Consider the following 23,558-nt stretch of genomic DNA (forward strand, 5'->3'; position numbering starts at 1 on the left):
CCGGCGGCTACCGACTGCTCGACACCGCGGTCAACTACCAGAACGAACGCGAAGTCGGTCGTGCGATCGCCGAGAGCCCCGTCCCCCGCGAGGACCTCTTCGTCACGAGCAAGATCCCCGGCCGTCACCACGGCTTCGACGAGGCGATCGCGAGCACCGAGGAATCCCTCGCCCGACTCGGCCTCGACCGACTCGACCTCCACCTCATCCACTGGCCCAACCCCAGCGTCGGCAAGTACGTCGACACGTGGCGCGGCCTCATCGAACTGCGCGACCGCGGACTCGTGACATCGATCGGCGTCTCGAACTTCACCGCGGACATGCTCACCGAGCTCATCGAGGCCACCGGCGTGACCCCGGCCGTCAACCAGGTCGAGCTCCACCCGTACTTCCCGCAGACTGCGCTCGTCGACTTCCACCGGTCGATCGGCGTCCAGACCGAATCCTGGTCACCGCTCTACCGCGACGGCGGACTGTTCGCCGAAGACCCCATCACCGAGGCGGCGGCCGCCCACGGCGTCGAACCGGCCCAGGTGGTGCTGCGCTGGCACGTCGAGATCGGCAGCATCCCGATCCCGAAGTCCGCGAACCCGGCCCGCCAGCGGACGAACGCCGACATCTTCGGCTTCAGCCTCACCCCCGCCGAGGTGGCCGCGATCTCCGGACTCGAGCGCGGCCGGATGAAGGACCGGGACCCGTTCACGCACGAAGAGATGTGACTCACCGCCGGCAACTCAGCGGGTCACGGTCTCCCGCGCCTTCGCATCCGCCCGCCGGGTCCGCAGGTTGCGGATGACCGCGGCGACGAGCGGGTAGGCGAGTGCCACGAGCGCCGCGAGGGTGAGGATGAGCGAGAGCGGCTGCTGGAACATGATGAGCAGGCTGCCGTTGCCCAGCGCCGAGGTCTGCACGAGGTACTTCTCGAGCAGCGGGCCGAGCACGAGGCCGAGGACGAACGGCGCGGCGGGGAAGTCGAAGCGCTTCATGAAGTAGCCGAGCAGCCCGGAGAAGAACACGATCCACAGGGTGAACATGTTGTTGCCGAGCGCGAAGGCCCCGATGAAGCTCATCATCAGCACGATCGGATAGAGGTAGACGTAGGGGATCCGCAGGATCTGCGCGAACACCGGCGCCATCGGCAGGTTGAGCACGAGCAGGATGAGGTTGCCGAAGAAGAAGCTCACGAGCAGACCCCACACGAGGTCCGGCTCCTGCTGGAAGAGCAGCGGGCCCGGCTGCAGACCGAAGATGACGAACGCGCCGAGGAGCACCGCCGTCGTGCCGCTGCCGGGAATGCCGAGGGCGAGGGTCGGGATGAAGCTCGCGTTCGCGGCCGCATTGTTCGCCGCCTCCGGAGCCGCCACCGCTTCGGGTGCGCCCTTGCCGATGAACTGCCGGAACCGGCTCACCTGCTTCTCGACGCCGTAGGCGAGGAACGTCGCGAGCGTCGCCCCGGCGCCCGGCAGGACTCCGACGGTGAACCCGAGCCCGGTGCCGCGCACCGTCGACGGGAACGCCCGCCGCAGCTCCTCCTTCGTCACGAGCAGATCCCGGAAACCGGCGCGGATGGGCTTCTCCCCGCCTCGGCGGATCTGGTGGAGGACCTCACCGACGGCGAAGATGCCGATCATCACGGCGACGAAGTCGAGGCCGGAGAGGAGATTGACGCTGCCGAACGTGAATCGGGCCGTGGAGAATCCCGAGGCGACCCCGACCATCGACACGAGCAGCCCGGCCGCGGCCATGGTGATGCCGCGCAGGATGTTCTCCCCGGCGAACGACACGATCGTCGCCATGCCGAGGAGGATGATCGCGAGGTTCTCGGCCGGACCGAAGTTGAGGGCGAACCGGGCGATCGGCTGGGCGAGCGCGATGAGGCCGATGAGGGAGACGATGGCGGCAAAGAACGATGCGAGCGCCGAGATCGCCAGAGCCGCTCCGGCTCTGCCCTTCCGCGCCATCTGATAGCCGTCGATCGTGAGCACGACGCTCGAGGAGTCGCCGGGCGTCGAGATGAGGATCGAACTGATCGACGACCCGTACTGGGACCCGTAGTAGATGCCGGCGAGCATGATGAGCGCGGTCACCGGGTCGAGGGTGAGGGTGACGGGCAGGAGGATCGCGACACCGGTGGTCGATCCGAGGCCGGGCAGCAGGCCGATGACGGTGCCGAGCAGCACGCCGACGAAGCACCACAGCAGATTCTCCGGGCTGACTGCGGTCTCCAGCCCGAGCATGAGATTGTCGATCATGAGCACTCCTCAGATCAGGCCGAGCATCCCCGTCGGCATGGGAACCGAGAGGACGAGGCCGAAGACGATGTAGACGAACACGGCGGCCCCGATCGTCGCCGCCGCCGAGGTCCACCACTTCTGCTTCTCCACGACGATGAGGAGGAAGAGGATCGCCAGGGACAGCGCGATGATGAGGCCGAGGACCGGAACGAGGGCGAGAGCGACGCCGAAGGTCGCGAAGATGACGAACGGCGCGCGGTTGCGCTGCTTCTCCGTGCGACCGAACGTGTCGACCTCGTCCCCGTCGGCCGAGACCGCCTCGGAGGCGGAGTCGATCGACTCCGCGGCCGTGGCCTCGATGTCCTCGACGGCGGACATGATCCGTCCGCCCGAGGTCCCGACGCGGGCGAAGAAGAGGCGGAAGATCTCCGCCACCGAGGCGAGGAAGATGAAGGTGCCGGTGAGGAACGGCAGCAGCCCCGGACCCACCTCGCCGCTGTCGACGCTCAGCCCGTAGCCGATCCCCATGACCGCCGCCACGGCGCCGACGACCCCGAGGATCGCGGTGCCGATGACGTCGGAGACCTCCGGTCTGTTGCGCGGCGGATTCTTCGCGGTGACCGTGTTCATGTCTCCTCCATTCCGTTCATCGCGTCTCGGCCGGCGCCGAGGCGGTCGCCCCGGTCGCCCCGGTCGTCGCGGTGTCCGCGGTGGCCGTGTCCCGGCGCGAGGCGGCCATCGCCACAGCGAGGTCGAACGCGTGCTGGCTCGGGCTGAGATCGGCGGTGCGGGTGCCGACGATCCCGTGCGCCGTGCCGTGGGCGGGGGTGGCGATGGGGATGGGCAGACCGCCGTGGACGGTCACCCCCTGGTCGAAGCCGAGCAGCTTCATCGCGATCTGCCCCTGGTCGTGGTACATCGTCACGACCCCGTCGTAGTCGCCGCCGGCGGCCCGGCCGAAGAGCGTGTCGCACGGGAACGGCCCCTCGACGTCGATGCCGCGGGTGCGTGCCAGCTCGATCGCCGGGGCGATGTCCTCGATCTCCTCCCGCCCGAACTTCCCGCCCTCGCCGGCGTGCGGGTTGAGCGCACAGACGGCCAGCCTCGGTGTCGGTGTCCGCGTCTCCCGGACGACGCGGTCGAGGAGCTCGATCGTCTCGAGCACCCGGCCGGCGCGGATGCCCGCGGCGATCCGGGACACCGGCACATGGGAGGTGACGCGGGCGGTGACGAGCGAGGAGATGAAGTTGAGTTCGGAGGTGAAGCCGGTGAAGCCGATGCGCTTGGCGAACCACCGCAGCTCATCCTCCTCGGTCATCCCGGCCTGCCCCATCGCGCCCTTGTTGAGCGGGAGGAAGAGCACGCCGTCGGCGCGCCCGGCCGTCCACAGGTCGAGCGCGGTGCCGAGGTCGGAAAGCGCCCGCTCGCCGGCTGCCGTGCTCACCACTCCGGGCGGAATCTCCGGACCGTCGTAGGCGGTGCCGAGGAACTCGATGGCATCGACGTCGGGCACGGTCACCCCGGCGGTGTCGGCGAAGGCCTCGAGCTCCTCGGGCGTCGCGGTGATGAGGACATCGGCCCGTGAGCGGTTCTCCGGGTCGGCGAGCAGCCGGGCCAGCAGCTCGGGGCCGACCCCGGAGAGGTCGCCGGGCACGAAGACGAGGCGAGGGCGGGGCAGTGTCGCGGTCATCTCGGCGCTCACTGTCCGATCGCCTCACGCAGCTCCTGGTCGTTCTCCCCGAGGTACGTCGTGAAGTCGTCCCCGTAGGCGACATTGGGCTGCATCATGTTGTCCTCGATGTACTTCGTGTACGCCTCGGACTCCGCGAACTTCTGCGACTGCTCGATCCAGTACTGCTTCGCCTCGTCGGGAATGTCGCCAGGGGCGATGACGCCGCGGAACTGGGCGAACGCGACATCGATGCCCTGCTCCTTCGCCGTCGGGATGTCCTTGAGCGCGTCGTACTCGTAGCGCTCCTCGGCGGCCGCGCACAGCGGTTTGAGATCGCCGGACTCGAGCTGACCGGTGACCTCGCCGGGATTGACGGAGATCGCCTCGACCTGACCGCCGAGGACGGCGGTGATCACCTCGGCGCCGGATTCGAAGGGCACCCGGTCGAACTTCGCCCCGGTCGCCTTCTCCATGAGCGTGAAGGTGATGTTGTCGAGGCCGGTGGCACCGGAGATCGCGACGACCGTGCGCTCGTTCTGCGCCTTGTCGGTGAGGTCCGAGCACGTGTTGAGCGGGGAGTCGGCCTTCGTGACGATGAGCGTGTAGTCGTCGCCGAGCTTCATGATCGGCGTGAAGCTCTCGTACGTGAACTCGACGTCCTGGGTCGCCGGCAGGGCGAGCATCGCCGTCTCCGTCGCCAGCAGGTAGCTCGGGTCCCCGCTGCGGCCGAGGAACTCCGAGTACCCGACCGCGCCGGAGCCGCCGTCGATGTTCTGCACGGTGATCGTCTTGCCGGTCGCCTCCTCGAGACCCGAGGCCGTCGCGCGACCGGCGATGTCGCTGCCGCCGCCGGCGGCGAAGGGCACGATCATCGTGACATTGCCGGGAGGCTCGTAGCCTCCGTCTGATGAGCCCGAGGACCCCTGACCGCACGCGCTGAGGGCGAGCGTCAGGGTGCCGGCCACGGCGGCAGCGGTGAGCAGTTTCTTCGAATGCATGTCCATCTCCTTTGACAGAACGTCCAGATCGGTGGTGCCGGTGGTGCCGGAGCGAGGGTCACTCCGCGGTGGGCAATGAGGCACGCACCTCCTCGAGCCAGCGGTCGGATTCGGGAGTCGCCCCGTCGAGGCGGTCGACGACGTCGATGAGGAACGAGAGGTTCCCGTGGTTGTCGAGTGCGGTCTCGATCTCGTCGATGTCGCCGCGCAGGATGACCTCGAGCATGTGGGCGTGCCGGGCGACGTTGCCGTCGAGATCCTCGATCTCCCGGCGCGCCTGGTTGTTCAGGGCCATGCACATCTGCAGCTGCATCGCCATCGCCCGGTACGTCGATTCGATGCGGGCGTGGCCGGCGAGGCCGACGACGGCGTAGTGGAACTCGAAGCCCGCCGCGACCATGTCGCCCTCGGACCCGGAGTCGGCGATCTCCCGCATCGTCTCCAGCGCCGCCTCGCACCGGGCGACCCGGTCGGGGACGAGGGTCGGCAGGGCGAGGCGCAGCGCCATCGATTCGAGTTCGCGGCGCAGGGTGGCGATCTCGAAGACGTCGTGCTGGGTGATCGACATGATGCGGACCCCCTTGCGGGGAGTGTGCTCGACGAGTCCGGTGTGGGCGAGTTCCTTGAGCGCCTCGCGCAGCGGCGGACGGGAGATGCCGAGTTCTGCGCACAGGCGCTCCTCGACGAGACGCTCACCGGGAAGGTAGTTGCCTTCGAGGATGGTGCGTTCGAGAGCCTGCCGTGCCAGCACCGACAGGCTGGGTTGGGAGGGAAGGAGAGTCGACACTTTTGAATAGATCCTCTTTTGTATACAGTAGTGCAAAGACTGTAACGCGGATCACAGCACGAATCAATGGGGTGTTTCGGCGAAGTGTCGCCTCGCAGCGACTCGGTGGTCGGTGATTCCTACAGGATCGATGGCGATGTGAGGAGATCTCATGAACGAGAATGCGACAGGCGGGGGAGCGCTGGCCGGGGTGACGGTCCTCGAGCTCGGGGTCTTCATGGCCGGGCCGTTCGCGACGATGCAGCTGGCCGACCTCGGCGCCCGGGTCATCAAGATCGAGAACCCCGACGGCGGCGACCAGACGCGCAGCACTGGCCCGTACGTCAGCGGAGAGAGCGTGCCGAACATGCTCCTCAACCGCAACAAGGAGTCGATCACCCTCGATCTCAAGGACCCGACCGGTCGGGAGGCGTTCATGCGCCTCGTCGAGCGCGCCGACGTCGTCGTCGAGAACATGCGCCCGGGTGTCATGGCCCGCCTCGGCACCTCGTACGAGGAGGTGGCCGCGCGCAACCCCCGCATCGTCTACGCCTCGGCGTCGGGCTGGGGGCAGGACGGGCCGCTGGCGCCCCTCGCCGGCCTCGACATCATGGCACAGGCCCGCAGCGGGCTGATGAGCATCACCGGGTTCCCCGACTCCCCGCCGGCGAAGGTGGGGGTGCCGATCTGCGATCTCACCGCCGCGATGTACGTGGCCCTCGCCGTCACCGCAGCACTCGTCGAACGGGACCGGTCCGGTCAGGGACAGCACATCGACGTCTCCCTCTTCGAAAGCGGAGTCTCCTACGCCGTGTGGGAGGCCGCCGCGTACTTCACGGACGGGACGATCGGGCGCCCCAACGGCTCGGCACACCAGAACCAGGCGCCCTACCAGGCGGTCCACTCCGCCGACGGGTTCGTCACCGTCGGGGCGAACACCCCGCGGAACTGGGAGCGGTTCTGTGCCGCCCTCGGACTCGAGGACCTGCTCGACGACGCGCGATTCGAGCAGTCCTACGACCGTCTCACCCACCGGGAGGCGCTCATCGCCCGCGTCGAGGAGAAGACGCAGGCGATGACGACCGACGAGATCGTCGAGGTCCTCAACGCGGCCGGAGTGCCGTGCGCGCCGATCAGCGACTACGGCGAGGTCTTCACCGACGACCATCTCCAGGCCCGCGACTTCTACTGGGACTCCGACCACCCGGTCGCGGGAACCGTGCGGCAGATCGGCTCGCCGATGCGCCTCTCGCGCACCCCCGCCCGTCGCGGTCCGGCCGGCCCCTCCCTCGGAGCCGACAACGCGCTCCTCGACGACCTCGGGTTCACGCCCGAGGAGCTGACGAAGCTCAGGGGACAATGAGCGAGACGACTGACGAGCGCCCGGACCCAGCGTCCCGGGTGACCACGACGACGAGCAAAGGAGCTCGACCATGACCGACTATGCCCCCGAGACGAGCACCGAGGACCTCCTCGTCGACCTCGACGACGGTGTCCTGACGATCACCTTCAACCGACCCGCGGCGCGCAATGCGATGACGTGGGACATGTACATGGGCCTCGCCGAGGCGTGCGAGGAGGCCGACTCCGACGCGGCGGTGCGCGTCATGGTGCTGCGCGGCGCCGGTGACAGGGCGTTCGTCGCCGGCACCGACATCGCCCAGTTCACGGACTTCGACGGCCCCGCCGGCGTCGCCTACGAACACCGGATCTCCGAGGTGCTCACCCGCCTGCGCGCCGTCGACGTGCCCGTCATCGCCGCGATCGACGGCTACTGCGTGGGCGGGGGACTCGGCATCGCCGCGTGCGCGGACCTGCGGGTGGCCTCGCCGACCTCACGGTTCGGGGTGCCGATCGCCCGCACCCTCGGCAACTGCCTCTCCGGGGACACCCTGAGCCTGCTCATCGAGCTCCTCGGCCGCGGCCGCGTCGTCGACATGCTCCTGCGCGCCCGCCTCATCGAGGCCGACGAGGCGCACACCGCCGGGTTCCTCGGCCTCGTCACCGACGATGTCGATGCGGCGGCGGCCGAGTGGGCGGAGACGCTCAAAGGGCACGCCCCGCTGACGATGTGGTCGGTCAAGGAGGTCGTCCGACGCCTCTCGGACTCCGGCGGGTCGATCGACGACGCCGATGTCATCGAGCGGATCTACGGCTCCGAGGACTTCCACAACGCCGTCGGCGCCTTCATCGCCAAGACCCCGTACGAGTGGACGGGACGCTGAGCCTGCGTCGCTGAGCGGCTCGCGGCGACCGGCGGCCCCTCCCGCGCCCCGGCCGCGCCGCTCACTGCGGGTCGTAGGTGCGGATGACCTGCGAGTCGTCGCGTCGGGCGAGACCGGCGTCAGCCGCCTCGGCGAACTTCCTCCCGGCCACCGGCAGCAGGGCGAGGTCGATGTCGAGGTCGGCGGCCACCTCGGCGACGAGATCCGTGTCCTTGACGAAGATGCTCACGGCACTGGCGACGGGGGCCTCGAGGCCCTCGAGCATGCGCGGTCCGCGGTCGCCGAGCATCCACGACTGCCCGGCACCGGCGGTCATCGCGGCGAGCACGGACTCCTCGTCGAGGCCGAGCCGATCCGCCAGGGACAGGGCCTCGGCGGCGGCGACGATGTGGACGGCGCACAGCAGCTGGTTGACCGCCTTGTACGCCTGACCGTCACCGACCCGCTCACCGCAGTCGATGAGCGTGCCGAGCGCCTCGAGCACGGACCGGCGGGATTCGAGCACCGCGGTCGGACCGGAGGCGAGGAGGCGCAGGGTGCCGGACCGGACCCCGGCGATGCCGCCGGTCACGGGCACGTCGAGGACGGCGATGCCGTGGGCGGCGGCGGACTCGGCGGCGCGGCGCACGGCGTCGGGGCCGACCGTGCTCATGATGACGAGCACGGACTCCTCCGGCATGAGCGCGAGCAGTCCGGGGGTGTCGGTGCTCGGGTCGCCGGTCAGGGCGGCCTCGAGCTGCGCGCCGTCGGCGACCATGACGATGACGGTGCCGGCCGTCGCCGCCGCCAGTGGTTGCGCTGCGGTCGTCAGCCCCGCCGCGGCGGCACGCTCCCGCGGACCGGGGAAGGGGTCGACACCGGTGACGGTGAGACCGGCGGCGTGCAGGCGCAGCGCCATCGGCAGGCCGATGGCTCCGAGGCCGAGGAACGTCACGTGCTCGGACATGGATCCTCCAATGGATCGGTGGGGTCTAGTGGAAGTAGAGGCCTCCGTTGATGCTCAGCGTCTGGCCGGTGATGTGGCCGGCGCCTTCGCTGATGAGGAACGCGACGGTCGCGGAGACGTCCTCGGGCACGGAGATGCGCCCGAGCGGAGTGGCCGCCCCCATCGCGTCACGGCGCGCGTCGTCGAGGGGACCGCCCATGATGTCGGTGTCGACGGGTCCCGGGGCGATGGTGTTCGCGGTGACCCCGTGCGGACCGAGTTCGAGGGCGACCCCGCGCATCAGCCCGATGATCCCCGCCTTCGCTGCGGCGTACGCGGTCTTCGAGAACGTGCCGCCGCCCTTCTGCGCCGTCACCGAGGAGAGGCCGACGATCCGACCGAGCCTGTTGGACGCCATGATCCGGCCGAAGGCCTGGGTGACGAGGTGGGTGGCCGTGAGGTTGTTCGCGATGACCCGGGTCCACTCGTCGTCGGTGATCTCGAAGTAGGTCACCGAGGAGGAGACGCCGGCGAAGTTCGCGAGCGCGACGATCTGGGGCAGGTCGGATTCGAAGGCGGCGGCCGCCTCGGCGATGGCCGTCGAATCGGTGACGTCGACCCCGGCGCCGCGTGCCGCGATCCCGTGGGCCGCAGTGAGCTCGGCGGCGAGTGCCGTGGCCTCGTCCTCCCGCCGGGCGATGAGCCCGAGGTTCCAGCCGGCCTCGGCGAGCCGGTGGGCGGTGTGCCGGCCGATGCCGTTGGCGCTGCCGACGCCGGTGAGCACGGCGGTCCGCTCGGCGGGGAACTCAGGCCCGGGCTGGGCCGATCCGGTCTGGGCGGATTCGGTCATGGGGTGGCACCTTTCGTCGACGGCGCGGCGGGGCGGGGTGAGGTGGCGAGCAGGCCTGCGAGGTACGTCCGGTTCTCCGCGCAGACGCCGAGGCTGTCGCCGCCGTACTGCTCCATGAGGAACGGTCCGTCGAATCCGAGCTCGACGGCGCGGGCGACCATCGCGCGGTAGTCGATGAGGCCGTCGCGCAGGGTGGTCGGATGGGCGGTGAACCACGAGCCGTCGGCCGCTTCGTCGCGCTGGTAGTTCTTCATGTGCCAGTAGTTCGCATACGGCAGCGTGGCCTCGTGCATCTCCCGCCAGTCCTCGATGGGCCGGTGGAGGCGGATGAGGTTGCCGATGTCGGGGTTGAGGCCGACGGTGTCGAGCCCGATCTCCTCGATGAGGCGGACGGCGGAGGCGGCGGTGCCGAGGTACGTGTCCTCGTACATCTCCAGCGACATCGGCAGTCCCACCTCGGCGGCATGACGGCCGAGCTCACGCAGCCGGGTCACGGCGAGCGCGCGGATCTCGGGATCGTCGGGGTCGGTCCAGCCCGGTGCCGTCCAGAACCACAGCGCCCGCTTCTGCGCGGGGGTGAAGGGCTGGTGGAGTCCGGTGGAGTAGACCCGGCAGCCGAGTTCCGCGGCGGCGTCGATCGTCCGGTGGGCGTAGGCGAGGTTGTCCTCGCCGTGCGCGGGGTCGATGACGGACCGGCGCTGGACGTGGACGGCGGCGAAGTCGATTCCCGCCGAGGCGGCTGCGGCGGCCAGGTCGGCCCGCCGCTGCGGGGTGAGGTCGCCGGGTCGGATGTGGCTGTCGGCGATCTCGAGGGCGGTGAATCCGAGACCCGCGACGGTTTCGGCGACGCGTTGCCAGGCCGTGGGGTCGGCATCGTGAAGGGCGAGGCCGTCGCGGTCGACGGGGGAGAAGCCGTGCATGCAGCAGGCGATCATACTCATGTGTCCTCACTCTTCTTCATGCCGGGACTCCTCTTCGTCCCGGGCCGGGTCAGGCGTCGGGTGGCTGCGGGTCCTCGACGAGGGCGCGGTGGGCGACCATGCGCAGGTGGTGGCGCATCGCGGCCTCGGGGGCGGTGGGGTCGGGGGAGGCGAAGGCGTCGAGGATCGCGCGGTGTTCGGCGATCGCCTCGTCGACGTCGGTGATGCCGTGGGGCAGGGCCTGGCGCAGGCGGTGGACCTGGGCGCCGAGGTCGGACGACATCTTCATGAGGTACCGGTTGCCGCAGCCTTCGAGGATGACGCTGTGGAAGGCGCGGTCCTTCGCGTAGTAGTCCTGGGCGGCGGCGACCTCGATGCGGCGGGCGGCGTCGGGATCCTCGGCGGAGTCCGCGGCGGTCTGCGCGGCCTCGCGGACGCGGGTCCCGGCCTGCTCGTGGTCGGCATGGGCATCCTCGAGTGCGCGCAGGAACGCGGCGTCGGCGGGGGTGGCGAGCCGTGTCGCCGCGGTCTCGATAGTTTCGCGGGCGACGAAGAGCTCGTCGAGCTGTCCGCGGTCGAGCGGCGGTGCCACTCGGTAGCCGCGGAGGGCTTCGCGGACGACGAGGCCGGTGCGCTCGAGGTCGACGAGGGCTTCGCGGACCGGGGTCGGGGAGACGTCGAGGAGCCGGGCCAGGCCGTCGATCGACACGCGCTCGCCGGCGGTCAGCTCACCGGTGAGGAGGATCTCGAGGATGTGGTCGTAGACGTGGTCGCGCAGGCCTCGCCTCTCGATGTCGGGGCGGCGGATCTCGGGGAGTGAACTCATGGGGACAGCTTAATGACGTCGGGAAGCTCGTCGAGGATCGCAGGGACCGCTGCCGGGTCGTGGGCGAAGCGGCCGAGGAAGAGGCCGTCGACGGCCGCCCCGAGGCGGGTGAGCAGTCCGGGGCGGGCGCTGCCGCCGTAGATGAGACGGAAGTCGAGGCCGGGGAACTGGGCGCGGGTGCGCGAGCGCACGACGGTGCACACCGCGGCGATGTGGTCGACATCCGCCGGATCGGCGGCCCCGATCGCCCACACCGGTTCGTAGGCGATGACGACGGTGAGCGGGCGGGGGAGGTCAGCGGTCGCGGTCGGCAGTGCCGAGCGGATCTGGACCATCACCTCGGCGGCGGCCTCCTCAGCCGGGACTGCCTCGACCTCCCCGACGCAGAGGACGGGGATGAGTCCGTGACGCAGGGCGGTCGCGGTCTTCTCCCTGATGAGGCCCTCGGTCTCGGAGAAGTGACGGCGGCGCTCCGCGTGCCCGATCTCGGCGAACCGGCACCCGAGTTCGGCGAGCACGGCGGCCGAGACCTCGCCGGTCCAGGCCCCGGAGTCGTGGGCGGCGACGTTCTGCGCGCCGATGAGCACGCGGCCTGCGGCCTCGAGGCACGCCGGGATCGAGGGGAACTGCGGGAGGAGGAAGAGCCCTGCCGCGCCCGAGGTGAGCGCCGGGTGGTCACGGGTCAGCGCGGTCACCTCGGCGAGCCAGTCGAGGGTCTGCCGGTGGCCGAAGTACATCTTCAGGCTGGTGCCGAGGAGCCGATCGGGCAGGGGAGAGGTGACCGCGTCGTCCATGGGTCAGCGGGACTCGTACGCGCTGATCTCGGCGACCTTGTCGTTCGAGGCGCTTGTCGGGTCGAACGTGTAGCCGATCCACTCGCGTGCCAGGCGCCGGGCGAGTTCGACGCCGATGACGCGCTGGCCCATGCAGAGGACCTGGGCGTCGTTGGAGAGCACGGAGCGTTCGACGCTGAAGGAGTCGTGGGCGGTAGCCGCGCGGATGCCCTTGACCTTGTTCGCCGCGATCGCCACGCCTAGTCCGGTCCCGCAGATGAGGATCGCGCGGTCGGCGTCGCCGCGGGCGACGATCTCCGCGGCGGCGGTCGCGATCGAAGGATAGAACGTGTGCGACTGTGCGTCGACGCCGACGTCGGTGACCGCGGAGATGCGCTCATCGGCCTCGAGGTCGGCTTTGATGACCTCTTTGTAGTCGAACCCCGCATCGTCGGAGCCGACGACCACTCGCAGTGTCATGATCGGGTTGCCTTTCGTTCGGTCGGTGCCAGGGGCGGTGATGTCGTCAGTGGGGCGGCGCGGCGGGTGAGCTCCTCGGCGACGACCGAGGCGATCATCGCGAGCGAGACCGCGCCGGGGTCGGGGGTGCCGAGGCTCTTGTCCCCGTGGGAGCGGGCGCGGCCGCGGCGGGCGACGAGGTCGGCGGTGGAGTCGGCGCCGCGGTCGGCGGCATGGGCGGCGCGGGCGGCTGCCGCGGCGATGAGGGGAAGCGGGCTGGTGCTGTCTGGGGCGGGGTTGTCCGGGGCGACGCTGTCCCGGCCGGGTGCGGCGGCTTCGGCGACCGCCTCGGCGAATTCGTCGGCCAGGGGGGCCAGCGCATCGACGAGGGTCTTGTCGCCGACCTCGACCCTTCCGAACGCGCGGACGTCGTCAAGGGTCGTCGCCAGCACGGCGGCGACGCCCTCGGGGGTGGGGTCGTCGTCGACGGCTGCGGCGAGTGAGCTGAGGATGCGCCCCCAGATGGCGCCGGAGGTGCCGCCGCCGACGTCGGCCCAGGCCTCACCGGCGACGCGGAGGACGGCGCCGGCCGACTGGTCGTGGGCGGCGGCCGCTTCGGCTTCGAGGGCAGCGGCCTTCGAGCCGCGCTGCATGCCGATCCCGTGATCGCCGTCGCCGGCGATGCTGTCGAGGTGTCCGAGGTCGTCCGCGGCGTCATCGATAGACACGGCGATGCGAGTGAGGACCGCTGCGATCTCCCGGCCGAGCGCCCGCGACCGGGCGGTGGGGCGGGGACTGCCGGCATCGCCGCCTGCCGCCGCTGCCGGCGCGGACGTGTCGGGCGCGGCGGTGTCTGGGGCCGCGGCGTCTCGATCTCCCGCGTCTGCCGTCGTCGCGTCGTCGTCCTCGACTCTCTCGTGGGTGAGGCCGAGGGCGCCGCGGGTGAAGGCCGCCGAGGAGCAGGGGGCGTCCCAGAGGGGCGCGAGTTCGTCGTCGAGCCACACGAGGGTGAGGGAGAGGCCGGCCATGTCGAAGCTCGTGCAGAACTCGCCGACCTCGGGGTCGACGATGACGAGTCCGGCCTCGCGCAGGAGCGGGTCGATGAGCCCGTAGAGGAGGTAGAGCTCCTCGTATTTCACGGTGCCCAAGCCGTTGAGGATGGGCACGACCCGTCCCGAGGTCACGGGCGCCTCGGCGAGGAGTCGGGTGACGAGGAGATCGGCGAGCTCCGATGCGGTGGGGAGGGGGACGTCGTCGATGCCGGGTTCCCCGTGGATGCCGAGGCCGACTGCCATGCGGCCGTCCGGGACGGTGAAGAGGGGAGCGTCGGCGCCGGGCAGGGTGCAGCCGGAGAAGGCGACGCCGATCGAGCGGGTGCGGTCGTTCGCCGAGGCGGCCAGGCGTTCGACCTCGGAGAGGTCGAGTCCCGCCTCGGCGGCGGCTCCGGCGACTTTGAAGACGGCGAGGTCCCCGGCGATGCCGCGGCGGCGGTCGATCTCGTCGGCCGGGGCGCTGAAGATGTCGTCGGTGACGACGACGGTGCGGGTGTCGATGCCCTCGGCGCGCAGCTGCTCCTGGGCCTGGTCGAAGTTGAGGACGTCGCCGGCGTAGTTGCCGTAGCTGAAGAGGACGCCGCGGCCCTGGTCGCTCGCGCGGGCGACGGAGAGGATCTGCTTCGTCGACGGGGAGGCGAAGACGTTGCCCATCGCCGCGCCGTGGGCGAGGCCGTGGCCGACGAGACCGGAGAACGCGGGGAAGTGTCCGCTGCCGCCGCCGATGACGAGCGAGACGGTCGGCGCGGGAGCGCGGGTCGAGCGCACGACCCCGCCGGGCACCGCACGCACCCAGCGCGCGGCGGCGAGGCTGAGTCCGCGTGACATGTCGGCGACGAAGTCATTCGGGTCATTGAACAATCGGGCCACGAGCTCCCCTTCGAACCAGTTCCTATTTCAAAGATCCTATAGGATTATTTGCCGGACGCAAGACCCCGGGGGTTGCGCGGACGTCGACGCGTCAGGGCATCAGCGACAGTGCCACTGCGCAGATGCTGCGATCCTCCCCGTTCGCCAGATCCATCCCGAGTGCATCCTCGAGCTCTCTGCGGTGTGAGCGGGCTGTGTTCCGATGGACGCCGAGCCGAGCGGCCGCCCGAGCCACGGACGGCGAATCGACGAACGCCGCCAGAGCGTCGAGCAGAGCGGTTTCGTCTCTGCGCCCGCGAATCGGACCGAGCACTGCCTCGGCGATGGCCGTGGAATGGGCGGGCGGCACGAGGAGGCCGAGGTCGCTCAGTCGTGGCGGGCCGAGGAAGCGAACTCCGGCAGACCCTCGGTGTGAGGGCGGCGCAGGGGCGGCATGCTCAGGCGCATCGTCGTCAGGGCTCGCCGGATCGACGTGGAGACCGACGAACAGTGACAGCGCCGAGGTGTGACGCACGGCTTCGCTGACGAGCACGCTGTCTCCGGCTTCCGCATTCACCGCCTCGACGAGTTCGTCGAGATGGGTTTCGGATTCCCGTACTTCACGGCCGTTGCGGGCAGCAGGCAGGCCGGCTGCGGCCGAGGTTTCCGAGCCGTTCCGGGGCGGGTCGGTCGGCTTCGACGCCGACCATCGCACCGCGGAGAACGGGGCCAGCAGGAGCAGGACGGTGCGCTCGGTCTCCACCGGGAAGACGACGACGTGATCGTGGAGAATCCGCATCAGACGCCAGGTCAGGAGGTGACGGCGGATCGGACTCCGAGCGCGGACGCTGAGCATCCGCATGCCCGTCGTGCTGTCGACGCCGAGGTCCGCGAGCGCTGTCATGATCTCCGCGGATGCGTGGCTGCCCGTCTGCCGCAGGGCCGCAAGAAGAGCATCGGTCTTCTCGCTCCGCGGCAGACCGATGCTCAGGCTGCGAGCGAGCACCATTCCCAGGATCGCGGCCGCGGGAGTGAGTGCGGTGCGCAGTGTGGCGGGAGTGAACACCGGCGCCGGAGTCCCGGACTGCACTGTGCTCGGCCCCGGGCTGTCGAGGCAGTGCAGGTGCCATTGCTCGTCCTCGCCGATGTTGAGTGGCAGCGAGAGCAGGGGAGCGGAGTCGGACGTCCTCCCTGCGGAGCGGTCCGAGCCGGGCATGCGGTCGGTGGACACGAAGACGGCGTCCTCATCGTCGACCACGCGCAGAGCATGTCCGATGCGAGACGCGACGCGTTCGAGCAGCGGGGCGAATTCGAGACCCTCGGCCGCAAGCTTCGTGCACTCCTCGGCGATCGACCAGGCGTGATGCGATGCCTGATGTTCGTCCTCCGAAAGAGCGCGGAGGACGAGGTTCTGGAGGCGGAGAAACGGCACATCGGGCGGGACGAGCAGAATCGGCAGGCCGCGGGCGTCCGCGGCATCGATGAGTCCGTGTGGCACCTGCTGGTGCGGCTTCCCTTCTCCGAACGCGATCGCCGCCGTGCCGGCGGCGACCAGCCGTTCGACATAGCCGTCCCAGATGCGAGCATCGTCGAAGTTGAGCGCCATTCCGGTGGTGAGGACGAGCGTGCTCGGCGTGAGGTAAGCGGCGGGATCAATGGACTCCGTGGCCACAGCGGCGCCGATCGCCGTCTGGAGGCGCTCCTGTGAACTCGGGGTGGCGAGTTCGAGCCGGAGCATCGGGTCGGCGATGAGGTCGATGAGTCTCATGCGCTGAATCTACGAGCACTGTGCACTGTGCACAATAATTCGCGGGGAATTTGATCATCGGCGTGGTGCAGGTCACATCCGGATTCCATACGGTTGTGCCAGGAGGTCACCGATGACGAAGACAATCAATGCCGATCTCGGCGAAGGAATCGGTCTGCACGCATTCGGCAACGATCCTGAGCTGATGACGCTCATCGACGTCGCCAATGTGGCATGCGGGTTCCACGCTGCCGACCCGCACATCATCAACACGACAGTCGAACTCGCAGCGGAGAACCAGGTGAAGGTGGGAGCGCACCCGGGACTGCCCGATCTCGCCGGATTCGGGCGCAGACCGATGGTGCTCAGCGCCGATGAGGTCGAGGACATCGTCACCTACCAGGTCGGGGCGCTCACGGCCTTCCTCGACCGACACGATCTTCGGCTCAACCACATCAAACCCCATGGGGCGCTCTACGGCATGGTCGGCCGCGACCCCGAGCTCATGGCGGCGGTCGCCCGAGTCGCGCTCGTCCACGGCGTCCCGGTCTTCGGTCTGGCGAACACCGCGCACAAGACCGTCTGCGACGAGCTCGGCGTCCCCTTCGTCGCCGAAATCTATGTCGACCTCGGCTACGACGCCGAGGGCAGACTCGTCATCGAACGCGCTCCCCAGCCCGCAGTCCCTGCCGAGGCCGCTGCGCGGATCACCTCGGCGATGACAGACGGCACGATCCGCGCCAACGACGGAACGGAGCTCACCGTCGATTTCGACAGCGTCTGCGTGCACTCAGATCCTGCCAACGCCGCCGATGTCGTTCGGGCAGTCAGAGCCGCCATCGACGCCGCCGAGGAAGAGGATGCCGGCAGCCGCTGACGGTCCTCGCAGACTCCCAGACCCCTCTCCAGACATTCCCCACCCAATCGGACGCTGACGTCCGGCCAGCGAAGAACAACGAAAGCAGGAACCGACATGGCTGAGATCATCTCCCCACTCCCCGGTGTCTTCTACCGGAAGCCCGCCCCCGGAAAGGACGACTTCGTCGAGATCGGCGACACCGTCGAAGCGGGACAGACGATCGGAATCGTCGAGATCATGAAGCAATTCACCGAGGTCAAAGCGGAGACCGCCGGTACCGTCGCCTCCTTCAATGTGGAGAACGAGGGCACGGTCAACCCGGGCGACGTCATCGCCGTCATCGACGAGGCCTGAGTCCGCCCGGGTTCCCATCCCGGCCGATCCCGAGAATTCCCATCCACCCAGAGCTGGAGACCCTCTCATGGACCACCTATTCATCGCCAACCGCGGCGAAATCGCGGTGCGCATCATACGCACCGCCCGACAACTCGGAATACGCACGACCCTGGCCGTCAGCGAGGCGGACACGGACTCCCTGGCCGCTCAGATGGCCGATGACACCGCACTCGTCGGTCCCGCACCGGCCACCGCTTCCTATCTCAACGGAGAAGCCGTGCTGAAAGCCGCCCGCGACTCCGGTGCCGACGCCCTTCATCCCGGCTTCGGCTTCCTCTCCGAGAACGCCGACTTCGCCCAGATGGTCAGCGACGCCGGGATCATCTGGGTCGGACCCGATCCGGAGTCGATCCGCCTGATGGGCAACAAGGCCGCGGCGCGCGCAGCGGCCGTCGACGCCGGCGTCCCCACCCTCGCCGGGTCCGATGGCGCGCTCGCCGCCGACGCCGACGTCACGGCGATCGCTGCGGAGATCGGGTATCCGCTCGTGGTCAAGGCATCGGCAGGCGGAGGCGGCCGCGGCATTCGTCGAGTCGAGTCGGCAGAGCAGCTGCCGGCAACGATCGACATCGCCCGGGCAGAGGCCGCCGCGGCATTCGGCGATGACGCTCTCTACATGGAGCGCTTCGTCGACCGCGCCCGACACGTCGAAGTCCAGGTCCTCGGTGACGGGGAACGGTACATCCACTTGGGCGACCGTGACTGCTCGATGCAGCGACGCCAGCAGAAGGTCATCGAAGAGGCAGAGGCGCCGAGACTGCCCGACCACGTCCGTGACCTCATCCGCTCATCGTCCGTCGAGTTGGCGCGGAGGTCAGGCTATAAGGGGGCGGGAACCGTCGAGTTCCTCTACGACCCGGCTCGCGAGACCGCCGCCTTCATCGAGATGAACACCCGTCTGCAGGTCGAACACCCCGTCACCGAATTCGTCACGGGCATCGACATCGTCGCCGAACAGCTGCGGATCGCCGAGGGCCGCGGACTGTCGGTCACGCAGGACGAGGTCGCCTTCGACGGGCACGCGATCGAGGTGCGCATCAACGCGGAAGACCCCGCACACAACTTCATGCCGTCGCCGGGGACGATCACCGCACTGCGATGGCCGGACGGGGAGGGAGTGCGGATCGACTCCGGCTTCGTCGAAGGCGGAGTCGTCGCCCCCTTCTACGATTCGATGCTCGCCAAGCTCATCGTGCACGCGCCGAACCGCGACCAGGCCATTGCGAAGATGCAGCGCGCGCTCGACGACACCGAGATCGACGGGGTGAAGACCACGGTTCCCCTGCTGCGCGCGCTCATCGCCCGCGAGGAATTCGCCGCCGTCGACCACTATTCGACCTTTGTGGAATCCGCCGACATCCTCCTGGAGACGCTATGACCACGACCATTGAACTCGGACCGGCCCGCTACACGTTCGGAGGCGACGAATTCCTCTTCGTCGAGGTGTCGGAGGAGATGAGCCTGCAGGCCAACTTCCGGGCGATGCTCATCGCCAGGACCCTCGCCGAACGCATCGACGGGGGAGAGCTGCCCGGGATCGTCGAACTCTGCCCTGCCAACGCCTCACTCCTCATCCGGTTCGACCCCGACGTCATCGCCCCGGGCACGCTCGAGGCGGCCGTCAGAGAAGTCGAGAAGTCGGTCATCCACTCCGACACGACGACGCTGGAGACGCGCATCGTCGAAGTCCCCGTCTGGTACTCCGACCCCTTCACCGCCGAGGTGGTCGAGCGTTTCCGTGAGGGCTACCACCAGGACCCGTCCGGCACCGATCTGGACTATGCGGCCGCCGTCAACGGCTTCGCCGGCGCCGACGAGTTCATCCAGGCCCACCACTCCTCGCCGTGGCTGGTCACGATGGTCGGCTTCGTGGCAGGGCTGCCGTTCATGTATCAGCTGGTGGACCGCGACCATCAGCTCGAAGTCCCGAAGTACTTGGCCCCGCGCACCGACACTCCGAAACTGACGATCGGGCACGGCGGGTGCTTCTGTGCCCTCTACTCCGTGCGGGGAGCAGGCGGATACCAGATGTTCGGAGTGGCCGCGGCGCCGATCTTCGAACCCGAACAGAAGGGCCCTGACTTCGCCGATTTCATGATCTTCTTCAAGCCCGGAGACATCGTGCGCTTCCGTCCCATCGACGAGGCTGAGTACAACGAGATCCAGAAGGAGGTCGACGCGAACACCTATGCGTTCAAACAGGCTCCGGTCACCTTCGACCTGGAACGGGCACTGGCAGAAGGACCCGCGTACAACGCTGAACTCCTGGAGGCACTGAAGTGAGCGCGACGACACCCTCTGACCGGGCGACCTTCGAGGTCCTCACCCCTGGCCTGTCGACGACAGTTCAGGATCGGGGCCGCTTCGGCCACTACAACGTCGGACTGCCGCAAGGGGGATCACTCGACAACTACTCATCGCAGGCGGCGAATATGCTCGTGGGCAACTCGCCGGACGAGGCGGTCCTCGAATGCACCTACATGGGTGCGAACCTGCGCTTCGACTCGGCCGCCACGATCGCCGTGACCGGAGGCGACATCGATGTGACGGTCAACGGCGAACCCGCACCGACATGGCAGACGGTGGAGGTTCCCGCCGGGGGCACCGTCGAATTCGGCATGCTACGCTCCGGGGCTCGCTTCTACATCGCCGTCCACGGTGGTGTCGATGTGCCCGTCGTGCTCGGCTCACGGTCGACCTATCCGCTGGGGCAGATGGGCGGATTCAACGGCCGCAAACTCGAAGTCGGAGATGTGCTGCCGATCGGGGACGGCAGCGGTGAGGCTCCGAACAGAACCGTCGTCGACGAAGCGGCGCGACCGTCGTTCGCCAAACAGCAGGATGTGCGCATCCTCATGGGCCTCTACGATTTCCGGCTGACGGAGACGGGCAAGCGCAGCCTCGTCGAGGGCGAGTGGGAGCTGACCCCGGTCGCCGACCGAGCCGGTCTGCGCTACAAGGGGCCCGGAGTGGAGTGGGTGGAGCGCGAGCAGCCCTTCGGCGCGGGTTCCGACCCGTCGAACATCGTCGATGCCGGCTACGCCGTGGGCTCGATCCAGATCCCCGGCGGCACGCAGCCGATCGTCCTTCACCGTGACGCCGTCTCAGGCGGCGGCTATGCGATGGTGGCCACGGTCATCAGCGCGGATATGGATCTCGTCGCCCGGGCCACTCCCGGCACGACGACGCGGTTCGTCGAGGTGACGATGGAGGAGGCGCTTGCCGCGCGCAGAGAGTACAAGGATGCCGTAGCTGCCCTGTGGGAATGAGGCGCTGTGGAAATGACAGAGTGGGCCATTCGGCCACCAGGCTCATGCGGAGCCCAATGCGCCTTGCATCCCGGGCATCGCACCCCGGCAGTCGAGTGAGAACGGCCCGCCCGCTCGTGTGACAATGGTGGGCGTGAAGAAGGACAGGCGCCGCCAGCGCGCCCTGCGGGGCACTGCCGCCGCGGTTGCCGCTACCTTCCTCGCGCTCACCTCCCACATCCTCGGCGGCGGGTCGATGCCGACGCTCATGGGCATCGTCGCTCCGCTCGCGCTCTCGCTGCTCGTCTGCGTGCTCCTCGCCGGGCGGCGGATGACCCTGGCCCGACTCGTGCCCTCGGTCTTCGTCAGCCAGGGCCTCTTCCACGGTCTCTTCTCCGTCTTCACCCCGATGCATCCGATGGCGATGGGCGCCACCGCCGTCGAACGCCAGGCCATGGACCATGCGGGCATGGACGGTTCGGGTGCGATGGCGGGACAGATGGCCGCCTCGGCGGGGCAGATGAGCCAGATGCATTCGCACTTCTCCGTGCCGATGACGATCATGCACTGCGTGGCGGCGATCGCGACGATCGCCCTCATCTACTGGGCCGAGACCCTGCCGGTGCGGCTGCTCGCCTTCGTCCGCCTCGTCGTCCGCGCCCTCGTGCCGGCCCTCGGCACCGTTCGCGCGCTGCCCGAGCGCCCCCGTCTGGCCGTCCCGGTCTGCGATTTCGTGCCCCCACCGCTGGGGGTCCTGCGCTCACCGGTGCTCAGGCGCGGACCCCCGCTTCCGGCTTTCTGATCACTGACCTCCACGGCTCGGCCGCCCGGCCCGATGCCGTGGCATCGCCGTGCCACGACCGACTCTGTGCCGCGGTGCTGCCGCGCGTGCGCCCGGGACCGCCGCCGAGCCGGCGAAGCGCGCCCGAATGCGTCCTTCGCCGACCATTCCACACAGAAAGCTTGACCATGACAGGACTGTCATCACCCCTGCCCGAAAACTCGGACACCGCCACCCAGCCGCCCACCCGGCGGCCCGTTCCCGACCGCCGGCAGCCGTGGTTCTCCTCGCTCCTGCGCCGCCTGCACTTCTACGCCGGCATCCTCGTCGGCCCCTTCATCCTCATCGCCGCCCTCAGCGGTGCCGTCTACGCGATCAGCCCGCAGATCGAGCGGGTCGTCTACGCCGACGAGCTCACCGCCTCGACGGAGGGACCGGCGCTGCCGTTGTCCGACCAGGTCGAATCCGCGAATGCCTACATCGGGGAGGGCCAGACGATCGCCACCGTGCGTCCCGCCCCGGAACCGGGCATGACGACCCGGGTCATGTACGAGGACCCGACGCTCGACTCGAGTGACTACCGGACGATCTTCGTCGACCCGACGACCGCCGAGGTGAAGGGCGACCTTCCCGTGTACGCGGCGTCGAGCACCCTGCCGGTGCGGACGTGGATCTCCCGCCTCCACACCGACCTCCACCTCGGCGACGTCGGGCGGTACTACAGCGAACTCGCCGCCTCGTGGATGGGGATCATCGCCGCCGCGGGCCTGTGCCTGTGGATCGTGCGGGCGCGGAAGGCGAAGAAGATCAGCTCGATGCTCAAGCCCTCCCGCAAGCACAAGGGGCTGCGCCGCACCCTGTCGTGGCACGCCTCGACGGGTGTGTGGATCGCGGTCGGGATGCTCTTCCTCTCCGCCACCGGGACCACGTGGTCCCAGCTCGGCGGCGGGAACGTCGGAGCCCTGCGCGAAGCACTCAACTGGACGACGCCGTCGGTGTCGACCGAGCTCAGTGAGGACACCGGCACCGAGGCGGACGCCGGTGGCGCTCATGCCGGGCACGGTGCCGCATCCGGAGGCGCCGAGGCGACCCCGGCCGGCACCCCGAGCCCGGCGGACTTCGACATGATCTCTTCGATGGCCGAGAACGCCGGCTTCACGACGTCGTACATCGAGATCGTGCCGCCGGCCGATGCGGACACCGCGTGGCTCGTCGAGCGCTACCAGCACGACTACCCGGACAACACCGGCACGGTGTCCGTCGCCTACGACATGGCGACGATGGCCGAGACCGACCGCGTCGAGTTCTCCGACTACGGGGTGGCGGCGATGCTCACGAGCGTGGCCATCGACCTCCACATGGGGACGCTGTTCGGTCTGCCCAATCAGATCGTCCTCTTCGTCCTTGCCCTCGGCATCGCCTCGATGGTCGTGTGGGGATACACGATGTGGTGGCAACGTCGACCCAAGCACGACACCTCGCGCCGCTTCGGGATCGCTCCGGCCCGCGGAGCGCTCAAGCAGGCGCCGTGGTGGGGCGTGGCGCTCGTCGTCCTCGCCGCCGCCGGCATCGGACTCTTCCTGCCGCTGGTCGGCCTCAGCCTCGTCGCGTTCCTCGTCCTCGACGTCATCCTCGGACTCCTCGCCCGACGGAAGGCGCGGGCACAGGCCGGTGCCGGGAAGGAGATGGCACCCGCGTCGCGGAGCTGACCTGAGTACGGAAGCGGACGACCGCCTCGGTGGGGGAATCATCCCTCGCCGAGGCGGTCGGTGCTTTGCGGGGAAACCGATGGGGTCTTGTGAGAAATCCGTGGTGAGAGGCGCACGCGCAGACGCATTTCCCTGGACAGGGCAGAATCTGTGGATATGCTGGGAGAGAACTCTGACGTGCGACGCCCGTTTGGACGCCGCACGTCAGCCCAAAGCGGGGAAGGTGCGGGGATGCATCGGGTTCGCTCGTGGGGCTGCCGGAATTCTTC

23 protein-coding genes are annotated in these 23,558 nt (G+C 69.2%); 10 read left to right on the plus strand and 13 right to left on the minus strand.

What is annotated here, in order from left to right; genetic code table 11:
- A partial coding sequence (locus ABD154_RS03930; protein ID WP_344250189.1) for an aldo/keto reductase occupies positions 1-719 on the plus strand: 719 nt, incomplete at its 5' end.
- A gap of 15 nt (positions 720-734) precedes the next feature.
- Here ABD154_RS03930 and ABD154_RS03935 read toward each other — a convergent pair.
- Genes ABD154_RS03935 through ABD154_RS03955 form a run of 5 tightly spaced genes read right to left on the minus strand, consistent with a single transcriptional unit; the run spans position 735 to position 5,691 of the window.
- The gene (locus ABD154_RS03935) at positions 735-2,252 is read right to left on the minus strand and encodes a tripartite tricarboxylate transporter permease (protein WP_211978389.1); all 1,518 of its coding nucleotides are present in this window, start codon (positions 2,250-2,252) and stop codon (positions 735-737) included.
- A 9-nt stretch (positions 2,253-2,261) separates the two neighbouring features.
- Positions 2,262-2,864 carry a tripartite tricarboxylate transporter TctB family protein gene (locus tag ABD154_RS03940; protein WP_211978388.1) on the minus strand — a complete coding sequence of 201 codons (603 nt, stop codon included), beginning with the start codon at positions 2,862-2,864 and terminating at the stop codon, positions 2,262-2,264.
- Positions 2,865-2,880: 16 nt separating this feature from the next.
- Complete coding sequence (locus tag ABD154_RS03945) at positions 2,881-3,924, minus strand: 4-hydroxythreonine-4-phosphate dehydrogenase PdxA (protein WP_344250193.1); 1,044 nt, start codon at positions 3,922-3,924, stop codon at positions 2,881-2,883.
- 8 nt (positions 3,925-3,932) lie between these two features.
- Entirely contained in the window at positions 3,933-4,904 is a 972-nt protein-coding gene (locus ABD154_RS03950; protein ID WP_344250195.1) for a tripartite tricarboxylate transporter substrate binding protein, read from the minus strand.
- 58 nt (positions 4,905-4,962) lie between these two features.
- Positions 4,963-5,691: a GntR family transcriptional regulator gene (locus tag ABD154_RS03955; RefSeq protein ID WP_344250197.1), complete on the minus strand. Its 729-nt coding sequence runs from the start codon at positions 5,689-5,691 to the stop codon at positions 4,963-4,965.
- A 151-nt stretch (positions 5,692-5,842) separates the two neighbouring features.
- Here ABD154_RS03955 and ABD154_RS03960 point away from each other — a divergent pair, with 151 nt between their 5' ends.
- Both ABD154_RS03960 and ABD154_RS03965 read left to right on the plus strand, forming a co-directional pair.
- Complete coding sequence (locus tag ABD154_RS03960; RefSeq protein WP_344250199.1) at positions 5,843-7,033, plus strand: CaiB/BaiF CoA transferase family protein; 1,191 nt, start codon at positions 5,843-5,845, stop codon at positions 7,031-7,033.
- A gap of 70 nt (positions 7,034-7,103) precedes the next feature.
- Entirely contained in the window at positions 7,104-7,895 is a 792-nt protein-coding gene (locus ABD154_RS03965) for an enoyl-CoA hydratase/isomerase family protein (RefSeq protein ID WP_344250201.1), read from the plus strand.
- Between the two features lie 61 nt (positions 7,896-7,956).
- Here the strand turns inward: ABD154_RS03965 and ABD154_RS03970 are convergent, their stop codons facing one another.
- The 8 genes from ABD154_RS03970 to ABD154_RS04005 all read right to left on the minus strand — a co-directional run bounded on the left by ABD154_RS03970 (position 7,957) and on the right by ABD154_RS04005 (position 16,317).
- Complete coding sequence (locus tag ABD154_RS03970) at positions 7,957-8,841, minus strand: NAD(P)-dependent oxidoreductase (RefSeq protein ID WP_344250203.1); 885 nt, start codon at positions 8,839-8,841, stop codon at positions 7,957-7,959.
- Positions 8,842-8,866: 25 nt separating this feature from the next.
- Positions 8,867-9,670: an SDR family NAD(P)-dependent oxidoreductase gene (locus ABD154_RS03975; RefSeq protein ID WP_344250205.1), complete on the minus strand. Its 804-nt coding sequence runs from the start codon at positions 9,668-9,670 to the stop codon at positions 8,867-8,869.
- Positions 9,667-10,611, minus strand: a complete 945-nt coding sequence (locus ABD154_RS03980) for a sugar phosphate isomerase/epimerase family protein (RefSeq protein WP_344250207.1) — start codon at positions 10,609-10,611, stop codon at positions 9,667-9,669. The genes ABD154_RS03975 and ABD154_RS03980 overlap by 4 nt, the downstream gene beginning before the upstream one ends.
- Before the next feature lie 49 nt (positions 10,612-10,660).
- Positions 10,661-11,416 carry a GntR family transcriptional regulator gene (locus tag ABD154_RS03985; RefSeq protein WP_344250209.1) on the minus strand — a complete coding sequence of 252 codons (756 nt, stop codon included), beginning with the start codon at positions 11,414-11,416 and terminating at the stop codon, positions 10,661-10,663.
- A complete protein-coding gene (locus ABD154_RS03990) occupies positions 11,413-12,210 on the minus strand; it encodes a triose-phosphate isomerase family protein (RefSeq protein WP_344250211.1) in 798 nt (265 codons plus the stop codon). The genes ABD154_RS03985 and ABD154_RS03990 overlap by 4 nt, the downstream gene beginning before the upstream one ends.
- Before the next feature lie 3 nt (positions 12,211-12,213).
- Positions 12,214-12,669, minus strand: coding sequence for a ribose-5-phosphate isomerase (locus ABD154_RS03995; protein WP_344250213.1), 456 nt, complete (start codon positions 12,667-12,669; stop codon positions 12,214-12,216).
- Positions 12,666-14,570 (minus strand): dihydroxyacetone kinase family protein, encoded by a 1,905-nt coding sequence (locus tag ABD154_RS04000; protein WP_344250215.1) that lies wholly within the window; start codon positions 14,568-14,570, stop codon positions 12,666-12,668. The genes ABD154_RS03995 and ABD154_RS04000 overlap by 4 nt, the downstream gene beginning before the upstream one ends.
- Before the next feature lie 91 nt (positions 14,571-14,661).
- Positions 14,662-16,317 carry a PucR family transcriptional regulator gene (locus tag ABD154_RS04005; protein WP_344250217.1) on the minus strand — a complete coding sequence of 552 codons (1,656 nt, stop codon included), beginning with the start codon at positions 16,315-16,317 and terminating at the stop codon, positions 14,662-14,664.
- Positions 16,318-16,429: 112 nt separating this feature from the next.
- Here ABD154_RS04005 and pxpA point away from each other — a divergent pair, with 112 nt between their 5' ends.
- The 7 genes from pxpA to ABD154_RS04040 all read left to right on the plus strand — a co-directional run bounded on the left by pxpA (position 16,430) and on the right by ABD154_RS04040 (position 23,289).
- Positions 16,430-17,173 carry a 5-oxoprolinase subunit PxpA gene (pxpA, locus tag ABD154_RS04010; protein ID WP_344250219.1) on the plus strand — a complete coding sequence of 248 codons (744 nt, stop codon included), beginning with the start codon at positions 16,430-16,432 and terminating at the stop codon, positions 17,171-17,173.
- 96 nt (positions 17,174-17,269) lie between these two features.
- On the plus strand, positions 17,270-17,509 hold the full coding sequence (locus ABD154_RS04015; RefSeq protein ID WP_198500267.1) for an acetyl-CoA carboxylase: 240 nt from the start codon (positions 17,270-17,272) through the stop codon (positions 17,507-17,509).
- Positions 17,510-17,576: 67 nt separating this feature from the next.
- Positions 17,577-18,929: an acetyl-CoA carboxylase biotin carboxylase subunit gene (locus tag ABD154_RS04020; protein ID WP_344250222.1), complete on the plus strand. Its 1,353-nt coding sequence runs from the start codon at positions 17,577-17,579 to the stop codon at positions 18,927-18,929.
- On the plus strand, positions 18,926-19,834 hold the full coding sequence (locus ABD154_RS04025) for a 5-oxoprolinase subunit B family protein (protein ID WP_344250224.1): 909 nt from the start codon (positions 18,926-18,928) through the stop codon (positions 19,832-19,834). Before ABD154_RS04020 ends, ABD154_RS04025 begins: the two co-directional genes overlap by 4 nt.
- Positions 19,831-20,820: a 5-oxoprolinase subunit C family protein gene (locus tag ABD154_RS04030; protein ID WP_344250226.1), complete on the plus strand. Its 990-nt coding sequence runs from the start codon at positions 19,831-19,833 to the stop codon at positions 20,818-20,820. Before ABD154_RS04025 ends, ABD154_RS04030 begins: the two co-directional genes overlap by 4 nt.
- A 124-nt stretch (positions 20,821-20,944) precedes the next feature.
- Positions 20,945-21,601, plus strand: coding sequence for a hypothetical protein (locus tag ABD154_RS04035; RefSeq protein WP_344250228.1), 657 nt, complete (start codon positions 20,945-20,947; stop codon positions 21,599-21,601).
- A gap of 167 nt (positions 21,602-21,768) precedes the next feature.
- On the plus strand, positions 21,769-23,289 hold the full coding sequence (locus ABD154_RS04040) for a PepSY-associated TM helix domain-containing protein (RefSeq protein ID WP_344250230.1): 1,521 nt from the start codon (positions 21,769-21,771) through the stop codon (positions 23,287-23,289).
- Positions 23,290-23,558: the final 269 nt, after the last annotated feature.

This window comes from Brevibacterium sanguinis, from assembly GCF_039528855.1.
GTDB classification, from domain to species: domain Bacteria; phylum Actinomycetota; class Actinomycetes; order Actinomycetales; family Brevibacteriaceae; genus Brevibacterium; species Brevibacterium sanguinis.